The organism is Micromonospora sp. WMMA2032, from assembly GCF_002688545.1.
Taxonomy (GTDB): domain Bacteria; phylum Actinomycetota; class Actinomycetes; order Mycobacteriales; family Micromonosporaceae; genus Micromonospora; species Micromonospora sediminicola.
Genome location: NZ_CP024052.1, coordinates 3,410,571 through 3,425,883 on the forward strand (window position 1 = coordinate 3,410,571; position 15,313 = coordinate 3,425,883).

The 15,313-nt window shown below is 72.1% G+C and carries 14 protein-coding genes; 8 read left to right on the forward strand and 6 right to left on the reverse strand.

The features are described from left to right. The first annotated feature begins 66 nt into the window (after positions 1 to 66). The 5 genes from CO540_RS15390 to CO540_RS15415 all read left to right on the forward strand — a co-directional run bounded on the left by CO540_RS15390 (position 67) and on the right by CO540_RS15415 (position 4,648). Entirely contained in the window at positions 67 to 279 is a 213-nt protein-coding gene (locus tag CO540_RS15390; protein WP_099162580.1) for an acyl-CoA carboxylase subunit epsilon, read from the forward strand. 101 nt (positions 280 to 380) lie between these two features. After that, positions 381 to 836 carry a hypothetical protein gene (locus tag CO540_RS15395; protein WP_099162581.1) on the forward strand — a complete coding sequence of 152 codons (456 nt, stop codon included), beginning with the start codon at positions 381 to 383 and terminating at the stop codon, positions 834 to 836. Positions 837 to 2,205: 1,369 nt separating this feature from the next. Then, positions 2,206 to 3,318: a type VII secretion-associated serine protease mycosin gene (gene mycP / locus CO540_RS15405; protein ID WP_099162582.1), complete on the forward strand. Its 1,113-nt coding sequence runs from the start codon at positions 2,206 to 2,208 to the stop codon at positions 3,316 to 3,318. A 10-nt stretch (positions 3,319 to 3,328) separates the two neighbouring features. Next, positions 3,329 to 3,985: a nucleoside triphosphate pyrophosphatase gene (locus tag CO540_RS15410; RefSeq protein WP_099162583.1), complete on the forward strand. Its 657-nt coding sequence runs from the start codon at positions 3,329 to 3,331 to the stop codon at positions 3,983 to 3,985. 9 nt (positions 3,986 to 3,994) lie between these two features. Beyond that, a complete protein-coding gene (locus CO540_RS15415; protein ID WP_099162584.1) occupies positions 3,995 to 4,648 on the forward strand; it encodes an O-methyltransferase in 654 nt (217 codons plus the stop codon). 66 nt (positions 4,649 to 4,714) lie between these two features. Here CO540_RS15415 and CO540_RS15420 read toward each other — a convergent pair whose 3' ends face one another. The 4 genes from CO540_RS15420 to CO540_RS15435 form a co-directional block, all read right to left on the reverse strand. Then, the gene (locus CO540_RS15420; RefSeq protein ID WP_099162585.1) at positions 4,715 to 6,304 is read right to left on the reverse strand and encodes an MFS transporter; all 1,590 of its coding nucleotides are present in this window, start codon (positions 6,302 to 6,304) and stop codon (positions 4,715 to 4,717) included. Between the two features lie 116 nt (positions 6,305 to 6,420). Further along, complete coding sequence (locus tag CO540_RS15425; RefSeq protein ID WP_099162586.1) at positions 6,421 to 7,176, reverse strand: ABC transporter permease; 756 nt, start codon at positions 7,174 to 7,176, stop codon at positions 6,421 to 6,423. A gap of 17 nt (positions 7,177 to 7,193) precedes the next feature. Further along, complete coding sequence (locus CO540_RS15430; protein ID WP_099162587.1) at positions 7,194 to 8,153, reverse strand: ATP-binding cassette domain-containing protein; 960 nt, start codon at positions 8,151 to 8,153, stop codon at positions 7,194 to 7,196. A gap of 121 nt (positions 8,154 to 8,274) precedes the next feature. Further along, a complete protein-coding gene (locus CO540_RS15435) occupies positions 8,275 to 8,868 on the reverse strand; it encodes a PadR family transcriptional regulator (protein ID WP_099162588.1) in 594 nt (197 codons plus the stop codon). Between the two features lie 133 nt (positions 8,869 to 9,001). On the opposite strand from CO540_RS15435, the gene CO540_RS15440 reads away from it, so the two are divergent. Further along, positions 9,002 to 10,753: a biotin carboxylase N-terminal domain-containing protein gene (locus CO540_RS15440; RefSeq protein WP_099162589.1), complete on the forward strand. Its 1,752-nt coding sequence runs from the start codon at positions 9,002 to 9,004 to the stop codon at positions 10,751 to 10,753. 125 nt (positions 10,754 to 10,878) lie between these two features. Beyond that, positions 10,879 to 12,318, forward strand: coding sequence for a GuaB1 family IMP dehydrogenase-related protein (locus CO540_RS15445; protein ID WP_099162590.1), 1,440 nt, complete (start codon positions 10,879 to 10,881; stop codon positions 12,316 to 12,318). 4 nt (positions 12,319 to 12,322) lie between these two features. On the opposite strand, the gene CO540_RS15450 is transcribed toward CO540_RS15445, so the two are convergent. Then, positions 12,323 to 12,871: a TetR/AcrR family transcriptional regulator gene (locus tag CO540_RS15450; RefSeq protein WP_099162591.1), complete on the reverse strand. Its 549-nt coding sequence runs from the start codon at positions 12,869 to 12,871 to the stop codon at positions 12,323 to 12,325. An 87-nt stretch (positions 12,872 to 12,958) separates the two neighbouring features. Here CO540_RS15450 and CO540_RS15455 point away from each other — a divergent pair, with 87 nt between their 5' ends. Next, complete coding sequence (locus CO540_RS15455) at positions 12,959 to 13,402, forward strand: DoxX family membrane protein (RefSeq protein ID WP_099162592.1); 444 nt, start codon at positions 12,959 to 12,961, stop codon at positions 13,400 to 13,402. Between the two features lie 166 nt (positions 13,403 to 13,568). On the opposite strand, the gene CO540_RS15460 is transcribed toward CO540_RS15455, so the two are convergent. Then, complete coding sequence (locus tag CO540_RS15460) at positions 13,569 to 15,191, reverse strand: DHA2 family efflux MFS transporter permease subunit (RefSeq protein ID WP_099162593.1); 1,623 nt, start codon at positions 15,189 to 15,191, stop codon at positions 13,569 to 13,571. Positions 15,192 to 15,313 lie beyond the last annotated feature (122 nt).

Genomic DNA, 15,313 nt, shown 5'->3' on the forward strand with positions numbered 1-15,313 from the left:
GACGCACACACCGCCGGCACGCCACTGTCCGGCGAAGGTCGAGTTCCGGACGCGTACCCTGGGCCCATGTCTGCCGAAGAGCCGATGTTCCGGATCGTCCGTGGCGTGCCCACCGCCGAGGAGCTGGCCGCTCTGGTCGGCGCGATCGTGGTGCGCACCCGCCCGGTCGCGGTCGCCGCGCCGGCCGCCGTCTCGCACTGGTCCCGCAGCGCCCGCCCGGCCGGCGCGAGCCCGCTCGCCGGTCCCGGCGCGTGGCGCGCCTCAGGTCTCCCCCGCTGAAACCTTCCCCGCGTACGGGACCCGTACCGGGACTGCCGGGATCCGCGCGGAGCCATTAACCTCACTCAGGGAAACCGTGCGGTGACGGGCAGGGAGGTCCGATGATCCCGGAGGACGACCGGCCAGCCGGCTGGCTACGCGACTACGGCGGCATCGAGGCCGACATCCGACAGATGCGCGAGTTCGCCGACCGCCTGCAGGACGAGGTCACGCGCAACTACTCCCCCCACCTGTCGTACATCGCCGACGACATGAAGGCCCCGGTGCCCAACCCGGCCGACGCCTTCGTCGAGCTGGTGCAGTTCATGCAGGCCCACCACGAGACCCAGAAGGCCGCCGTGAGCGCGGTGTGGGACCTGGCCCCCGCCACCGGCAGGCTGGCCGACGCCGCCGGCCGGATCGCCGCTCATTACGGCGACGCGGACGCGTTCTCCTCGGCCCGGGTCACCGACGTCGAACGGGCACTCACCACCCCGTCCACCGCCGTCACGCGTCCGATGCCACCCCTGGCCGACCCCACCGCAACCGATCAGGGGCAGCAGGTGGTCCTGCCGTGATCGAACGGGGCGGCGGACGCACCGCCGGGCTCACCGACTGGCAGCTGATGGACGTCTCCAGCATGTGGGCGTGCCTGCAGGACCAGGACACCACCGGCCAGTGGAAGCAGGTCGCCGGCTGGCGGAAGGTCTGCGACCTGGCCCTGGCCCACCTGAGCCGGTTGCGCGAATACCGGCGAGGGCTCGCCGAAGCGTGGCCGCCCGAGACCAACGCGGCCGCGCGGGCGTACGTCGCCGAACTCGACCAGCTCATCGAACGCGTACAGCACACCCACGACGCCGCCGCCGCGAACTACGACGCGCTGGCCGCCGCCGCGCGCGCCATCGGCAGCGCCCGCACCGAGCTGCGACCGCTCTACGACGAGTACGCGACCAAGCTGCGACAGAAGCAGGCGTACGAGACGACGGTCGCCGACCCAAAGGCGGTGGCGGGCAGCCGGCTTCCGGAGCGGCCCCCGGTGACGGACGAGGACCTGGAGCGGTTGAACGTCAGGGCGCGCGGGTTGATGACGGGATTGAGCGGAGAGCTCCAACAAGCCCAGGTCATGCTCCGCCAGCCTCCTCCGCAGCCAAAGCTGCCAAGGCAAATCGAAGATCCAGACGCGTACGGGAACATCACACCAGTCATCCCACCAGTCGTGCCGGTGCCCCTACAAAACAGCGTTGATCAGCGTCAGCAAATAGTTTCCAAGCCAGGTCAGCAGACACCCCCGCCCCTCTCATCAAGCAATGGGCCTGTACTTGGTGGCACGGGAACCGCTTTCGCCCCGCCCCCAGCAACCGCTACGCAGGCTGGACTACCCAACCCAAGCTCAGTTGCGCCTACGGGCGGAGGAACTGTTCAGCCTCCCCTCGCACCGACTACTGGCCTGGGCGCCGGACCAACTGCACCTGCGGGGCCACAGACCGTTCGCCCGGGTCGATCTACTGGGGGTAGCCTGCCCGCTGTTCCGCCTCGCTCGACTCCCACAGGGGGCCTGATCGGCGGAAGCCAAGCCGTGGGCCTCCCAAGTTCAACCGGAGGCTCAGCGCCGCGCAGAGTTAATCCGGTTGGTGGGGTAATCGGTGGTGGAGGAGCCGGCACGGCCCCCAGCGGTGGTGCCGGGTCGCGGCCGGGCAGCGGAAGGCTGCTTCCACCCAACACCGTTCAAGGATTTCCATTGGGTGGAAGTCCAGGCTCGACATCAATGGGGGCAGGTCCGTTGAGTGGCCCGAACCGACGACCTCGGCCCCCTTCCGATGCCGAGGATGAGTGCCGTTGGGATCCAGACAACCCGTGGCAGGTCGACCGGGGCGTGGATCCAGTTATGCGACCGCCGGATGACCCTGGCCCCACCGACCCGGGACCAGCAATCGGCCTCGACAGATAATGGCATTCGCTTTTCGAACAGGCGCCACGGTCACGATACTTGTCGGCGCTTTGCTCACCCCTTCGGGCGAACCACCCCAAGTCCAAGTACGCGAGGACCAGTGGCATCTCCGATTCCTCAGAGCCGCAGACGCCCAGCGCCTCAGCCAGGGCGATGGCATCACAGTCGCCATACCAGACACGGGAATCGACCTCCACCCAGATCTGGCAGATAACGTACTTCCCGGAATTGACCTAGATGGAGCTAGCGACGGGCGGCAAGACATAAATGGTCATGGCACTTCGATGGCCGGCCTCATTGCAGCCCACGGCAAGAGCGACAGGACAGGGGCATTAGGGATCGCGCCGCGAGCGAAGTTGCTACCCATCCGGTCTAAACTGGTCGCCGGAAAGGGAGATACGGATGAGTTGGCCGCAAGCGTAGAGTGGGCGGTCACGCAGCACGCTGATGTAATAAGCATCTCCGCCACCGCTGGCGCGAGCACTCGACTTCAGCGGGCCATTAAATCAGCACTTGACGCAGATATTGTCGTAGTGGCAGCGGCTGGAAACCATCCAGAGAACGCAAGTGTCGGATACCCCGCGTCCGAGCCCGGCGTCATAGCTGTAGGCGGTATAGACCGCACTGGCGCGCACGCCTCTGCTTCGGTTAGCGGACCGGAGATAGATGTCGCGGCACCTGCGGTAGACATCTACAGCACGAGTTACGGCGGCAAGTATTCGAAGGGCACAGGGACCTCCAGTGCCACCGCGATCGTGGCTGGTGCCGCCGCGCTCATCCGCTCCAAATACCCCAACCTTCCCGCCGCAGAGGTCGCGCACCGACTGACCGCGACCGCTGTCGACAAGGGCCCACCCGGCCGCGACGACCAGTACGGCTATGGGGTGATCGATCTGGTCGCCGCGCTCACCGCCGACGTCCCTCCGCTCGGTTTCGAGTCGACCGGCGTCACCGCCCCGGCCCCGACCGCCGCCGCACCCGACGCCGCTGGCGACGACAGCACCGCCCGAGGGCTCGCGACCCTGGGCGCCCTGCTGGCGGCGGGCGGCGCCTACCTCGTCTGGCGTCGACGTCGACGTGCCGACGACCCGCCACCGAGGATCAGCCGGTAGCGTCGGCGGGGTGCTGAACTCCGTGCCGTTGCGTCTCGTGCTCGCCTCGCAGAGTCCCGCCCGCCGCAAGCTGCTCCAGGCCGCGGGGATCGAACCCGACGTGCTGGTCAGCGGTGTCGACGAGTCGCTGGTGGTCAGCGAGCGGGCCGAGGACCTGTGTCTCGAACTGGCCCGGCTGAAGGCCCAGGCCGTACTCGGTCGACTGCGGTCCACCGCGGAGGAGCGCACGCTGGTGCTCGGCTGCGACTCGGTGCTCGCGTTCGACGGTGAGATTCTCGGGAAGCCGGCGGACGCGGCGGACGCCACTCGGCGGTGGCGGCGGATGCGGGGGCGTAGTGGCGTCCTGCACACCGGGCACTGCCTGATCGACGTGGTGCACGAGCCGCGCGCCGAGGCGGTCGCCTCGACCACGGTGCACTTCGCGGACATCAGCGACGAGGAGATCGCCGCGTACGTGGCGACGGGCGAGCCGCTGGCGGTGGCCGGCGCGTTCACGATCGACGGGCTGGGTGGGGCGTTCCTGACCGGCATCGAGGGCGACCCGGGCACGGTGGTGGGCCTGTCCCTGCCCCTGTTGCGTCGGCTTCTCGCCGAGTTGGACCTTCGCATCGTCGATCTGTGGACGAAGGTCGCGCCGGGGGGCCAGGAGATCGAGCATCTCGGCTAACGTCCGGGCATGAGCACGAAGCCGCTACCGCTGACCCCGGAACTGCACGCCTATCTGGTGGCCCACGGGTCCGCCCCCGACGAGGTGGTCCGCGACCTGGCCGAGGAGACCCGGGCGGCCCTTCCGGCCGAGGCGGACATGCAGGTCGCTCCGGAGCAGGCGGCGTTCCTGACCTTCCTGACCCGGTTGCTCGGGGTGCGGCAGGCGGTGGAGGTGGGGACGTTCACCGGTCTCTCCTCACTCGCGATCGCCCGAGGGCTGGCCGACGGCGGTCGGCTGACCTGCTTCGACATCTCGGCGGAGTACACCGACGTGGCCCGGCGTTACTGGGCCCGCGCCGGGGTGCAGGACCGGATCGAGCTGCGCATCGGGCCGGCCGCGGACGGGCTGCGCGAGCTGCCTCGGGAGCGTCACCTCGACTTCGCGTTCATCGACGCGGACAAGGTCGGCTACCCGGTCTACTGGGACGAACTGGTGCCCCGGATGCGCCCCGGCGCGGTGATCGCGGTGGACAACACCCTCCGGGGCGGTCGGGTGCTCGCCCCGCGCAACGCGGACGATCGGGCGATCGCCGCGTTCAACGACGAGGTCCTCGCCGACGTCCGCGTCGAGGCCGTGATGCTGCCGATCGCCGACGGGGTGACGCTCGCCCGGGTGCGCTGAACCAGTTCGCCGAGGTGGCGGTATCGAGGCACGCCGGACACCGCCACCTCGGCGAAGTGGAGTCGATCAAGCGGGCGCGACACCGGGCGCCAGGGCCCGGCCCAGCCGCATGGTCAGCAGCACGGCCACCGCGATGAACACGGGCAACAGCAGGAAGGCCCGGTGCGGGCCGACGCCGTCGGCCACCCAGCCGAGCACGACCGGCGCGATCCCGAAACCAACCCCCATCGAGTACGACGACCAGCCCGCCGCCCGATCGGTGGCCGTGCCGGCGGCCGCGAGAGCGATGGAGATCGCCAGCGGGTAGTGGAGGGCGTTGCCCAGCCCGAGCACGACCAGGCCGGTGACCGCCAGCCAGCCGATCGGGCTGGCCCAGAACAGGGTGAACCCGGCGAGTGAGACGGTGAGGGCGCCGAGCAGCAGCGGCACCGGTGGCCAGCGCAGCGCGGCCCGGCCACCGGCGGCCCGGCCGACGAACATGCCGCAGACGATCGCCGCGACACCCGCCGACGCGCCGCCGGCACTCAGTCCGGCATGGCCGCGGAGCACGTCGGCGGTCCAGAGCGACAGGCAGACCTCGATCGAGCCGGTGACCGACATCAGAACCCAGGCGATCCAGTACGCCCGCGGCAACCGCGCGGACGCCGCCCGCATGCCCGCATCGAGGCCTCGGCAAGGTCCTGATCCGCTCGAACGAGATCTCACCGAAACCTCGCCCGACCCGCGGGCGAGCACAGCGGAGGCGCCCGCCGCGGGAGCCACAGCGCCGGGAGCGACAGCGCCAGGAGTAACAGCGGCGGGAGTCACAGAGCCGGGAGTAACAGCGGCGGGAGCGACAGAGCCAGGAGTAACAGCGGCGGGAGCGACAGCGGCGGCAACGGGCGCGGGCGCGGCCGATGGGGAAGCGACGCCAACGGGGGCGGCGGCAGCCGCGGTAGCGGGGGCGGCGGCAGCCGCGGTAGCGGGGGCGGCGGCAGCCGCGGTAGCGGGGGCGGCGGCAGCCGCGGTAGCGGGGGCGGCGGCAGCCGCGGTAGCGGGGGCGGCGGCAGCCGCGGTAGCGGGGGCGGCGGCAGCCGCGGTAGCGGGGGCGCCCTGCGGCAGGCGTACCCGGAAGGTCAACGCGGCGAGCGCGACCAGCGTGATCAGCCCGACCTCGACGGCCATCACCGGTCGCCAGCCGAGGCCGGCGTCCACCGTGACGCCGATGGTCAGCGGCGCCAGGATGCCCATGCCGGCGCAGGCGGCGTTGGCCTCGGTGAGCGCGGCGGGCGCGGCCGGCCCGTGCCGCGCGGTGAGCACCACGTTGACGCCGCTGATCACCATCATGCCGAAGGTGGCGACGACCGCCACGGCGGCGATGGTGGCGGGCAGCGGGTGGAGCAGGCCGAGCGCGGTGACGCCGGCGGCCACGCCGGCGAGGCCGAGCCAGATGGCCGGGCCCCGGCCGTAGCGGCGGGCGACCGGGGCGAACAGCGCGCCGCCGGCGAGCGCGCCGACCGCGATGCCGGTGCTGTGCAGGCCGGCGACGGCGGCGCTGGTGCCCTGTTCGTCGCGGAGCAGCGGTACGACGGGGCCGAACCCGTAGAGGAAGAAGCCCCAGAGGCCCAGCTGCGCGTAGGTCAGCCAGGTGGTCCGGTCACGGGTGAGGCGAGGCACCGGCCCGACGCTACGCGCGCACGACCGGCGCCTCGCCTTGAGTGAGAGGCAGCTCTCCCCGGGTGTTAAGAGGGGGCCCTTCCTCTACCGGAGGCGTTAATAGGGGGCCCCTCCTTTCATCTCACGCTGCGGGCGAACTGGCGGGCGGCCCAGACAACGCCGGCCACGGCGAGCACCGTGATGATTGCCAGCCCCTGCCAGACCTTGTCGTTGCCGAGGTCGCCGCCGAAGAGGGCGCGGGTGCCGTCGACGGCCCAGGAGAACGGGTTCCACTTGGCCACGCCCTGGAGCCAGCCGGGGGCGAAGGTGAGGGGCAGCAGGATGCCGGAGAGCAGCAGGACCGGCTGGGCGACCGTGTTCATCAGCGGGGCGAGCGCGTCCTCGCTCTTGACCTTGAGCGCGACGCCGTAGGAGACGGCCGAGGTCATCAGCGCGATGAGGGCGAGCATCAGGTAGGCCAGCAGCAGGTAGCCGATGAAGACGCGCAGGTCGAACAGGAGCGCCAGGAGGGTGATGATGACGGCCTGGGCGATCAGCGAGACCACGTCGCGCAGGGAGCGGCCGAGCAGCAGGGCGAGTCGGCTGACCGGGGTGACCCGGGAGCGTTCGATCACCCCGGCGCGCAGCTCGGCGATCAGGCCGAAGCCCTGGAAGAGGCCGCCGAAGATGGCCAGCAGCACGAGCAGACCGGGTACGAAGATCTTGTACGCGGCGGCCTGGGTGGGCGCGTTCAGGGCCGGCTTGAGCAGCGGGGCGAAGAGCAGCAGGTACATCACCGGCTGGAAGACGCCGACGAAGACCCAGACCGGGTTGCGCAGCAGCAGTTGCGCCTGGCGCTGGAAGATCAGCCAGGTGTCGCGGGCGAGTTTCATGACAGTTTCTCCGGGGGTCAGGACTCGCGCAGCGAGCGGCCGGTCTTGGTGAGGAAGACGTCGTCGAGGCTGGGTCGGTGCAGTTCGATCGAGCGCAGCTCCACCCCGGCGTGGTCGAGGCGGCGCAGCACCTGCGGGATGGCGACGGCGCCCTCGTCGACGTAGAGACGCAGGCCGCCCTCGTCGGCGGTCTCCAGCTTGGTCACGTACGCCTCGGTGTCGAGCAGTTGGGCGGCGTGCGGGGTGGTCGCGGCGTCCAGGCCGACGATCACCACCTCGCCGGAGATCTCGCGCTTCAGCTCGGCCGGGGTGCCCTCCGCGACCACCTCGCCGTGATCCATGATCGCGATCCGGTCGCAGAGAGCGTCGGCCTCGTCGAGGTAGTGCGTGGTGATGAAGACGGTCATCCCCTCGGTGCGCAGCCGCCGGATCTCGTCCCACATGTGGGCGCGGCTCTGCGGGTCGAGGCCGGTGGTCGGCTCGTCCAGGAAGACGATCTTCGGCTCGTGGATGATGCCGAGCGCGATCTCCACCCGCCGGCGCTGGCCGCCGGAGTAGGTCTTGCACTTGCGGTCGGCGTACTCGGTGAGCTGGAACGCGTCCAGCGCGCGGGTGGCGCGCCGCTGGGCGTCGGCCTTGGAGATGCCGTAGAGGCGGGCCTGGAGCACCAGTTCCTCGCGGGCGGTGGACTCGTCCCAGGTGCTGCCGCCCTGGGGCACGTAGCCGATCCGCCGGCGCACCCCGGCCGGGTCCTTGCGCAGGTCGGCCCCCGCGACGGTGGCCTGGCCGCCGTCCGGCTCGATGAGGGTGGCGAGCATCCGGAGCGTGGTGGTCTTGCCGGCGCCGTTGGGCCCGAGGAAGCCGAAGATCTCCCCCTCGGCGACGTCGAGGTTGACGCCACGGACCGCGTCCACGGTCTTCGTCTCGCGACCCGCGCGGGAGCGGAAGGACTTCCGCAGCCCCCTGGTCTCGATCATTTCTGCTCCTGGTCGTCCGGGCCGGACGTGACCGGCCGCCGATCGTCCGCGGGGAGGACGCACGACTCCCCCGCGGCTCCTGCCGAGGCTAACGCGATATAACTCTTCTAGTCAACGTTGATTATTTCTTGTCCCCGTCCGTCCAGCCCGACCAACCCTCGGCCTGCTCCATCCCCACGGGGAGGTAGGACACACCGGACTCGATCCGCTCCGCGATCCGTTCGCACCAGGCCGTCTCCGCCTCGGCCCGGGCCAGCCACAGCTCGAACATCCATCCGACGTGCACCGGTTTGCGGTTGCGCACCCAGTCGGAGTCCAACGAGGCGCGCATCGACTCGACGCCGGCGCGGAGCAGGTTGGCGCGGTTGCGCAACGCCGCCGCGGCCTCGTCGCGCGGCATCGCCGGCAGGAACGAGAACGCCGCCACGAACGGGTCCGGCGACTCCTGGACCTGCCACCACTGGGCCCGCAGCAACGTCTCGAACTCGTCCTCGCCCTTCGCCGTCACCTCGTACGTGGTGCGGGCCGGACGGGCGCCCACCTGCTCGACCGACACGGTCCGCAGCAGCCCCTCGTCGGTGAGCTTGCGCAACGCGTGATAGATCGAACCGGGCTGGACGTTCGCCCACTTGTCCGCGCTCCAACTCAGCAGCTCGCGGCGCACGTCGTAGCCGTGCACCGGCTGCATCCACCTGACCAGGCCCAGAATCATCATCCGCGTCGCCGACACCGGACAAGCGTAATAGCCAAGTTTGACTACAGTGCCACATCCCACACTGAGCGATCGTTAGGGCCAGCATGCCGGCCGATACACTCCCGGCATCGACCTCCCGGGAGGAGCCCCCAAGGTGCGCAAGGTTCTCATCGCCAACCGCGGCGAGATCGCCGTCCGCGTCATCCGCGCCTGCCGCGACGCCGGCCTGGCCAGCGTCGCCGTCTACGCGGACTCCGACCGGGACGCCCTGCACGCCACGCTCGCCGACGAGGCGTACGCCCTCGGCGGCGACACCGCGGCGGACAGCTACCTGCGCATCGACAAGCTCATCGACGTGGCCGCCCGCGCCGGCGCGGACGCCGTGCACCCCGGCTACGGCTTCCTCTCCGAGAACGCCGACTTCGCCCAGGCCGTCATCGACGCCGGGCTGACCTGGATCGGCCCCACCCCGCAGGCGATCCGCGACCTGGGCGACAAGGTGACCGCCCGGCACATCGCGCAGCGCGCCGGCGCGCCGCTGGTGCCCGGCACCCCGGACCCGGTGGGCAACGCCGACGAGGTGATGGCGTTCGCCGTCGACCACGGGCTGCCGGTCGCCATCAAGGCGGCCTTCGGCGGCGGCGGGCGCGGCCTCAAGGTCGCCCGCACCATGGAGGAGATCCCCCACCTGTTCGAGTCGGCCACCCGCGAGGCGGTCGCCGCGTTCGGCCGGGGCGAGTGCTTCGTCGAGCGCTACCTGGACCAGCCGCGCCACGTCGAGGCGCAGGTGCTGGCCGACCAGCACGGCAACGTGATCGTGGTGGGCACCCGCGACTGCTCGCTGCAGCGCCGGCACCAGAAGCTGGTCGAGGAGGCGCCCGCGCCCTTCCTCACCGACGCCCAGCGCGCGCAGATCCACGACAGCGCGAAGGCGATCTGCCGGGAGGCCGGCTACCACGGTGCCGGCACGGTGGAATACCTGGTCGGCGCGGACGGCACCATCTCCTTCCTGGAGGTCAACACCCGGCTCCAGGTGGAGCACCCGGTGACCGAGGAGACCGCCGGCATCGACCTGGTACGCGAGCAGTTCCGCATCGCCGACGGCGAGAAGCTGCGCATCACCGAGGACCCGACGCCGCGTGGCCACGCCATCGAGTTCCGGATCAACGGCGAGGACCCGGGCCGCAACTTCCTGCCCGCTCCGGGCACCGTCACCGCGCTGCGGTTGCCGTCCGGCCCGGGTGTCCGGGTCGACACCGGCATCTCGGCCGGCGACGTGATCGGTGGCAACTTCGACTCGCTGCTGGCCAAGGTGATCATCGTCGGCGAGACCCGCACCGAGGCCCTGGAGCGGGCCCGCCGGGCGCTCGACGAGATGGTGGTCGAGGGCATGGCCACCGCGCTGCCCTTCCACCGCCTGGTGGTCCGCGACGAGGCGTTCACCGCTGAGCCGTTCACCGTGCACACCCGCTGGATCGAGACGGAGTTCGACAACACCGTCCCGGCCTTCACCGCCGCCGCCGGTGCCGCCGAGGCTCCGGCCGAGCGCGAGACCGTCGTGGTCGAGGTGGGCGGCAAGCGGCTGGAGGTCGTCCTCCCCGCCGGACTCGGCGCGGGTACGGCGACCGCCGCGCCCGCCGCGAAGAAGCCGGCCCGCCGGGGTGGCGGGGGCAAGGCGGGCGCCGCGGTCAGCGGTGACACGCTCACCTCCCCCATGCAGGGCACCATCGTCAAGATCGCCGTGGCCGACGGCGACACGGTCGCCGAGGGCGACCTGGTCGTGGTGCTGGAGGCGATGAAGATGGAGCAGCCGCTGCACGCGCACAAGGCCGGCACGGTGAGCGGGCTGGCCGCCGAGGTGGGCGCGGTGATCACGGCCGGCGCCGCGATCTGCACCATCGCCTGAGGTGTAAGGAAGGGCCCCTTCTTAACGCCTGAGGTAGAGAAAGGGCCCCTTCTTAACAGCGCGGGGCCGGGTGGTCCTTGCCACCACCGGGGGCGGGAGCGCGCCCGGGCGGGAATGATGTTCGGGTGCGGTTCCTTCATGGCGCGGTCCCCGCGCACGACCTGACCTACAACGACGTCTTCATGGCGCCCAACCGCTCGCAGGTGGGCTCCCGACTCGACGTCGACCTGTCCTCCGGCGACGGCACCGGCACCACCATTCCGCTGGTGGTGGCGAACATGACCGCGGTGGCCGGCCGGCGGATGGCCGAGACGGTGGCCCGGCGCGGCGCCGTGGCGGTGATCCCGCAGGACATCCCGATCGAGGTCGTGGCCAACGTCGTCGGCTGGGTCAAGCAGCGGCACCTGGTGCACGACACCGCGATCACGCTGGGTCCGACCGACACCGTCGGCGACGCGATCCACCTGCTGCCCAAGCGCTCCCACGGCGCGGTCGTCGTGGTCGACGCGGACGGGCGGCCGATGGGCGTGGTGACGGAGGCGGACACCGTCGGGGTGGACCGCTTCGCCCAGCTGCGGCACGTGATGTCCACCGAGCTGCACACCGTGCCGGCGGACGCGGACCCGCGTACCGGATTCGACCGGTTGTCGGCGGGCCGGCGGCGGCTCGCGCCGGTGGTGGACGGCGAGGGCCGCCTGGTCGGCGTGCTGACCCGGCAGGGCGCGCTGCGCGCCACGCTCTACCGGCCGGCGGTGGACGACCGCGGCCGGCTGCGCATCGCCGCCGCGGTGGGCATCAACGGCGACGTCACCGGCAAGGCCGCCGCGCTGCTGGAGGCGGGGGTGGACACGCTGGTGGTGGACACCGCGCACGGCCACCAGGAGCGGATGCTCCAGGCGCTGCGGGCGGTGCGCAAGCTCGACCCGGGGGTGCCGGTGGCGGCGGGCAACGTGGTCACCGCGGACGGCGTACGCGACCTGGTCGAGGCCGGCGCGGACATCGTGAAGGTCGGTGTCGGGCCGGGTGCCATGTGCACCACCCGGATGATGACCGGCGTGGGCCGCCCGCAGTTCTCCGCGGTGCTCGACTGCGCCGCGGCGGCCCGCTCGCTGGGCCGGCACGTCTGGGCCGACGGCGGCGTACGGCACCCGCGGGACGTGGCGCTGGCGCTGGCCGCGGGCGCCTCGAACGTGATGATCGGCTCCTGGTTCGCCGGCACCTACGAGTCCCCCGGCGATCTCTACACCGACGCCGACGGCCGGCGCTACAAGGAGAGCTTCGGCATGGCCTCGTCGCGGGCGGTGAGCGCCCGGACCGCCGAGGACAGCGCGTTCGACCGGGCCCGCAAGGCCATCTTCGAGGAGGGCATCTCCTCGGCCCGGATGTACCTGGACCCGAACCGCCCGGGCGTCGAGGACCTGATCGACGAGATCATCTCCGGGGTACGCAGCGCGTTCACCTACGCGGGCGCACGCAGCCTGGAGGAGTTCCACGAGCGGGCGCTGGTCGGCGTGCAGAGCACCGCCGGGTACACCGAGGGGATGCCGCTGCCGACCAGTTGGTGACCGTTCAGGAGAAGAGCCGGCCGACCACCGCACGGGCGGCGGGCTCGGGGTCGGCGCCCACCCGGGACGGGAGGGCGCCGGCCAGCCACAGCTCGGCGAAGCCGTGCGCGATCGACCAGGCGGCCAGCGCGTCCGGGTCGGGTTCCCGGCCGGTGTGCCGGGCCACCCCGCCGCGCAGCAGCTCCCCGGTCCGCTGCCGGGCCGCCACCAGCTCCGGGTCGTCGGCCCGGTAGAGGTCCGGACGGAACATCACCTCGAAGTGCGCGCGGTGCCGGACCGCGAAGACGACGTACGCGACGCCGCTCTCCCGGAAGTCGTCGCCCGCCCCCCGCAGCGCCTCGCCGAGCTTGTCGAAGCCCTGGATGGCGAGCGCGGTGAGCAACCCCGCCTTGTCACCGAAGTGGTGCGCGGGCGCCGCGTGCGAGACGCCGGCCCGCCGGGCGAGATCGCGCAGGCTCAGCGCGGCCGGCCCGGATTCGGCGATCGCGTCCACGGCGGCGGCCAGCAGCGCCCGGCGCAGGTCCCCGTGGTGGTAGGAGCCGGAGGACGTCATGACCCCCACCCTAACTTGTCATTGACAAGATGGCATCCACGCCGGCAATCTTGTCGCTGACAAGATTGCTCGACGGAGGGATGAGCCGTGGCACCCCTGATCGCACTCCTCACCGGCACCGCCGTGGCCCGGATCGCCGGCCTGCTCGGCGTGGACGCGCTCGACGGCTGGCATCCCGCGCTGCGGGTCGGCCTGGCGCTGATGCTCGTGCTGACCGGCACGGCCCACTTCGCCTCCCGGCGGGCGGACCTGATCGCCATGGTTCCGCCGGCGCTGCCCCGGCCGGACCTGCTGGTCACGCTCACCGGCGTGCTGGAACTCGGCGGCGCGGTCGCCCTGCTGCCGCCGGCGACCGCGCGCTGGGCCGCGGCCGGCCTGGCGCTGCTGATGCTCGCCATGTTCCCGGCCAACGTCTCGGCCGCCCGCCGCCGGCTGACGCTCGCCGGCCGACCGGTCACCCCGCTGGCCACCCGGACGGCGCTCCAGCTCGTCTTCGTGGCCGCCGCGCTCGCGGTCGCCCTGGGCGACTGACCGCACCCTCGGCCGCGCCCGGTGCACATCCGCCGTCCGCGCGCCGCGGTCCAGGTGCCGGGCTGCGGTGCGGTGCCGGGCAGCCGCCCGACGGCTGCGGGCGGGGTGCCGGACCGCCCGGAGAACGGCGTGCCTGCCGACCCGGATCGGCAGGCACGCCCCGGCCTCAGACCCGCGCCGGCTCCGCCCCGGCCGGCGGGGCGTCCCCCGTCACCTCGGCGCGCACGCTCGGCAGGCGCAGGCAGGCGAGCAGGCCGACCAGCAGGAACCCGGCCGCGGTGAAGGCGGCGTACCGGGTGGCGTCGGAGAAGGCCGCCTTCGCCTCCTCGGCGATCGGCGCGGTACGCGGATCCGCCGCCAGCCCGCCGATCGCCGCGCCGGCGCTCTCCTTCACCGCGCTCACCACCTGGTCCCGACCGGCCGGGTCGAGGCCGGGCTGGTCGGCCAGCCGGTCGCCGAGGAGGCCGCCGAGGCCGGCGAAGAGCACGGTGCCGAGCACGGCGATGCCGAGCGCCGAACCGACCTGCCGGGCGGTGCTCTGCAGTCCGGAGCCCTGCCCGCTGCGCCGGACCGGCACCTCGGCCAGCGAGACGCCGGTGAGCTGGGCGGTGGCGAGACCGACGCCGATGCCGTAGACGAAGAGGAACGCCAGTGGCGCCCACCAGCGGGTGTCCGGGGCCACCACGAAGCCCAGTCCGGCGACGCCGACCAGCTCGGCCGCGACGCCCAACTGGACCACCCGGGCCGCGCCCCACCGCTGGGTCAGCGGCGCACCGATGCCGCTGGCCAGGAAACTGCCCACGGCGAGTGGCAGCAGCGCCAGGCCGGTGCGGAAGGCGCTGTAGCCGAGCACGTTCTGGAACCACAGCGGCAGCGCGAAGAGCAGGCCGAACTCGCCCAGGCTGACGATCGCCGCGGCCAGGATGCCGTTGCGGAACGAGCCGATGCCGAACAGCGACAGGTCGAGCAGCGCGGGTCGCCCGGCGCGGTTGCGGCGGACCTGCTGGGCCAGGAAGACCCCGAGTGCGGTCAGCCCGGCCAGCGCGGCCACCGGCACCGGGGAGATCGAGGCGGTCCAGTCGAGGCCGAAGAGGCTGAACGGGCGTTCCCGCTCCCACCAGCCGTAGGTGCGTCCCTCGATGAGCGCGAAGACCACGCCGGTCATGCCGACCACGGAGAGCAGCGCGCCGAGCAGGTCGACCCCGCGTTCGGCGCGGTCGTCCCGGGACTCGGCGACCAGCAGCAGGGTCGCCCCGATCACGGCCAGGCTGACCGGGACGTTGATGCCGAACGCCCACCGCCAGGAGTACGTGGTGGTGAGCCAGCCGCCGAGCAACGGGCCGAGCGCCGCCGCGCCGCCGATGGTCGAGCCCCAGACGGCGAACGCGATGCCCCGCTCCCGGCCGGTGAAGTTGGCGTTGAGCAGGGAGAGCGAGGTGGGCAGCATCATCGCGCCACCGATGCCCTGCAGCACCCGGGCGCCGATCAGCGCCTCGCCGGAGCCGGCGAGCGCCGCCAGCACGCTGGCCACCACGAAGACGCCCACGCCGGCGACGAACATCCGCCGCCGCCCGGACCGGTCGGCGAAGCGGCCGGCGACCAGCAGCAACGCGGCGAAGACCAGGGTGTACGCCTCCTGCACCCACTGGGCCTCGGTCGAGGTGATGTCCAGGTCCCGGATGATCTGCGGAACCGCGACGTTCACGATGGTGGCATCCACGATGATCATCGCCACGCCGAGGCTGATGGCGAGCAGCCCGAACCAACGTCCGCGCCCGTCGCTGCGCATGGCACCCCTCCCGCTTTAGCTAGATTTTCTAGCTACCTGAGATGCTAGCTTTAACCCGTGGAGGGGTCGCCGTCAACCGGAGAGGCCACGCCCGCCGGCCGGCCGCCGAGCAGCGAGGCCGC

Excerpts from the sequence above, each read along its gene's own strand:
- CO540_RS15390 (WP_099162580.1), top strand. The coding sequence starts at position 67 with ATGTCTGCCGAAGAGCCGATGTTCCGGATCGTCCGTGGCGTGCCCACC.
- CO540_RS15395 (WP_099162581.1), top strand. The coding sequence starts at position 381 with ATGATCCCGGAGGACGACCGGCCAGCCGGCTGGCTACGCGACTACGGC.
- mycP (WP_099162582.1), top strand. The coding sequence starts at position 2,206 with ATGGCATTCGCTTTTCGAACAGGCGCCACGGTCACGATACTTGTCGGC.
- CO540_RS15415 (WP_099162584.1), top strand. The coding sequence starts at position 3,995 with ATGAGCACGAAGCCGCTACCGCTGACCCCGGAACTGCACGCCTATCTG.
- CO540_RS15425 (WP_099162586.1), bottom strand. The coding sequence starts at position 7,176 with ATGAAACTCGCCCGCGACACCTGGCTGATCTTCCAGCGCCAGGCGCAA.
- CO540_RS15430 (WP_099162587.1), bottom strand. The coding sequence starts at position 8,153 with ATGATCGAGACCAGGGGGCTGCGGAAGTCCTTCCGCTCCCGCGCGGGT.
- CO540_RS15435 (WP_099162588.1), bottom strand. The coding sequence starts at position 8,868 with ATGATGATTCTGGGCCTGGTCAGGTGGATGCAGCCGGTGCACGGCTAC.
- CO540_RS15450 (WP_099162591.1), bottom strand. The coding sequence starts at position 12,871 with ATGACGTCCTCCGGCTCCTACCACCACGGGGACCTGCGCCGGGCGCTG.
- CO540_RS15460 (WP_099162593.1), bottom strand. The coding sequence starts at position 15,191 with ATGCGCAGCGACGGGCGCGGACGTTGGTTCGGGCTGCTCGCCATCAGC.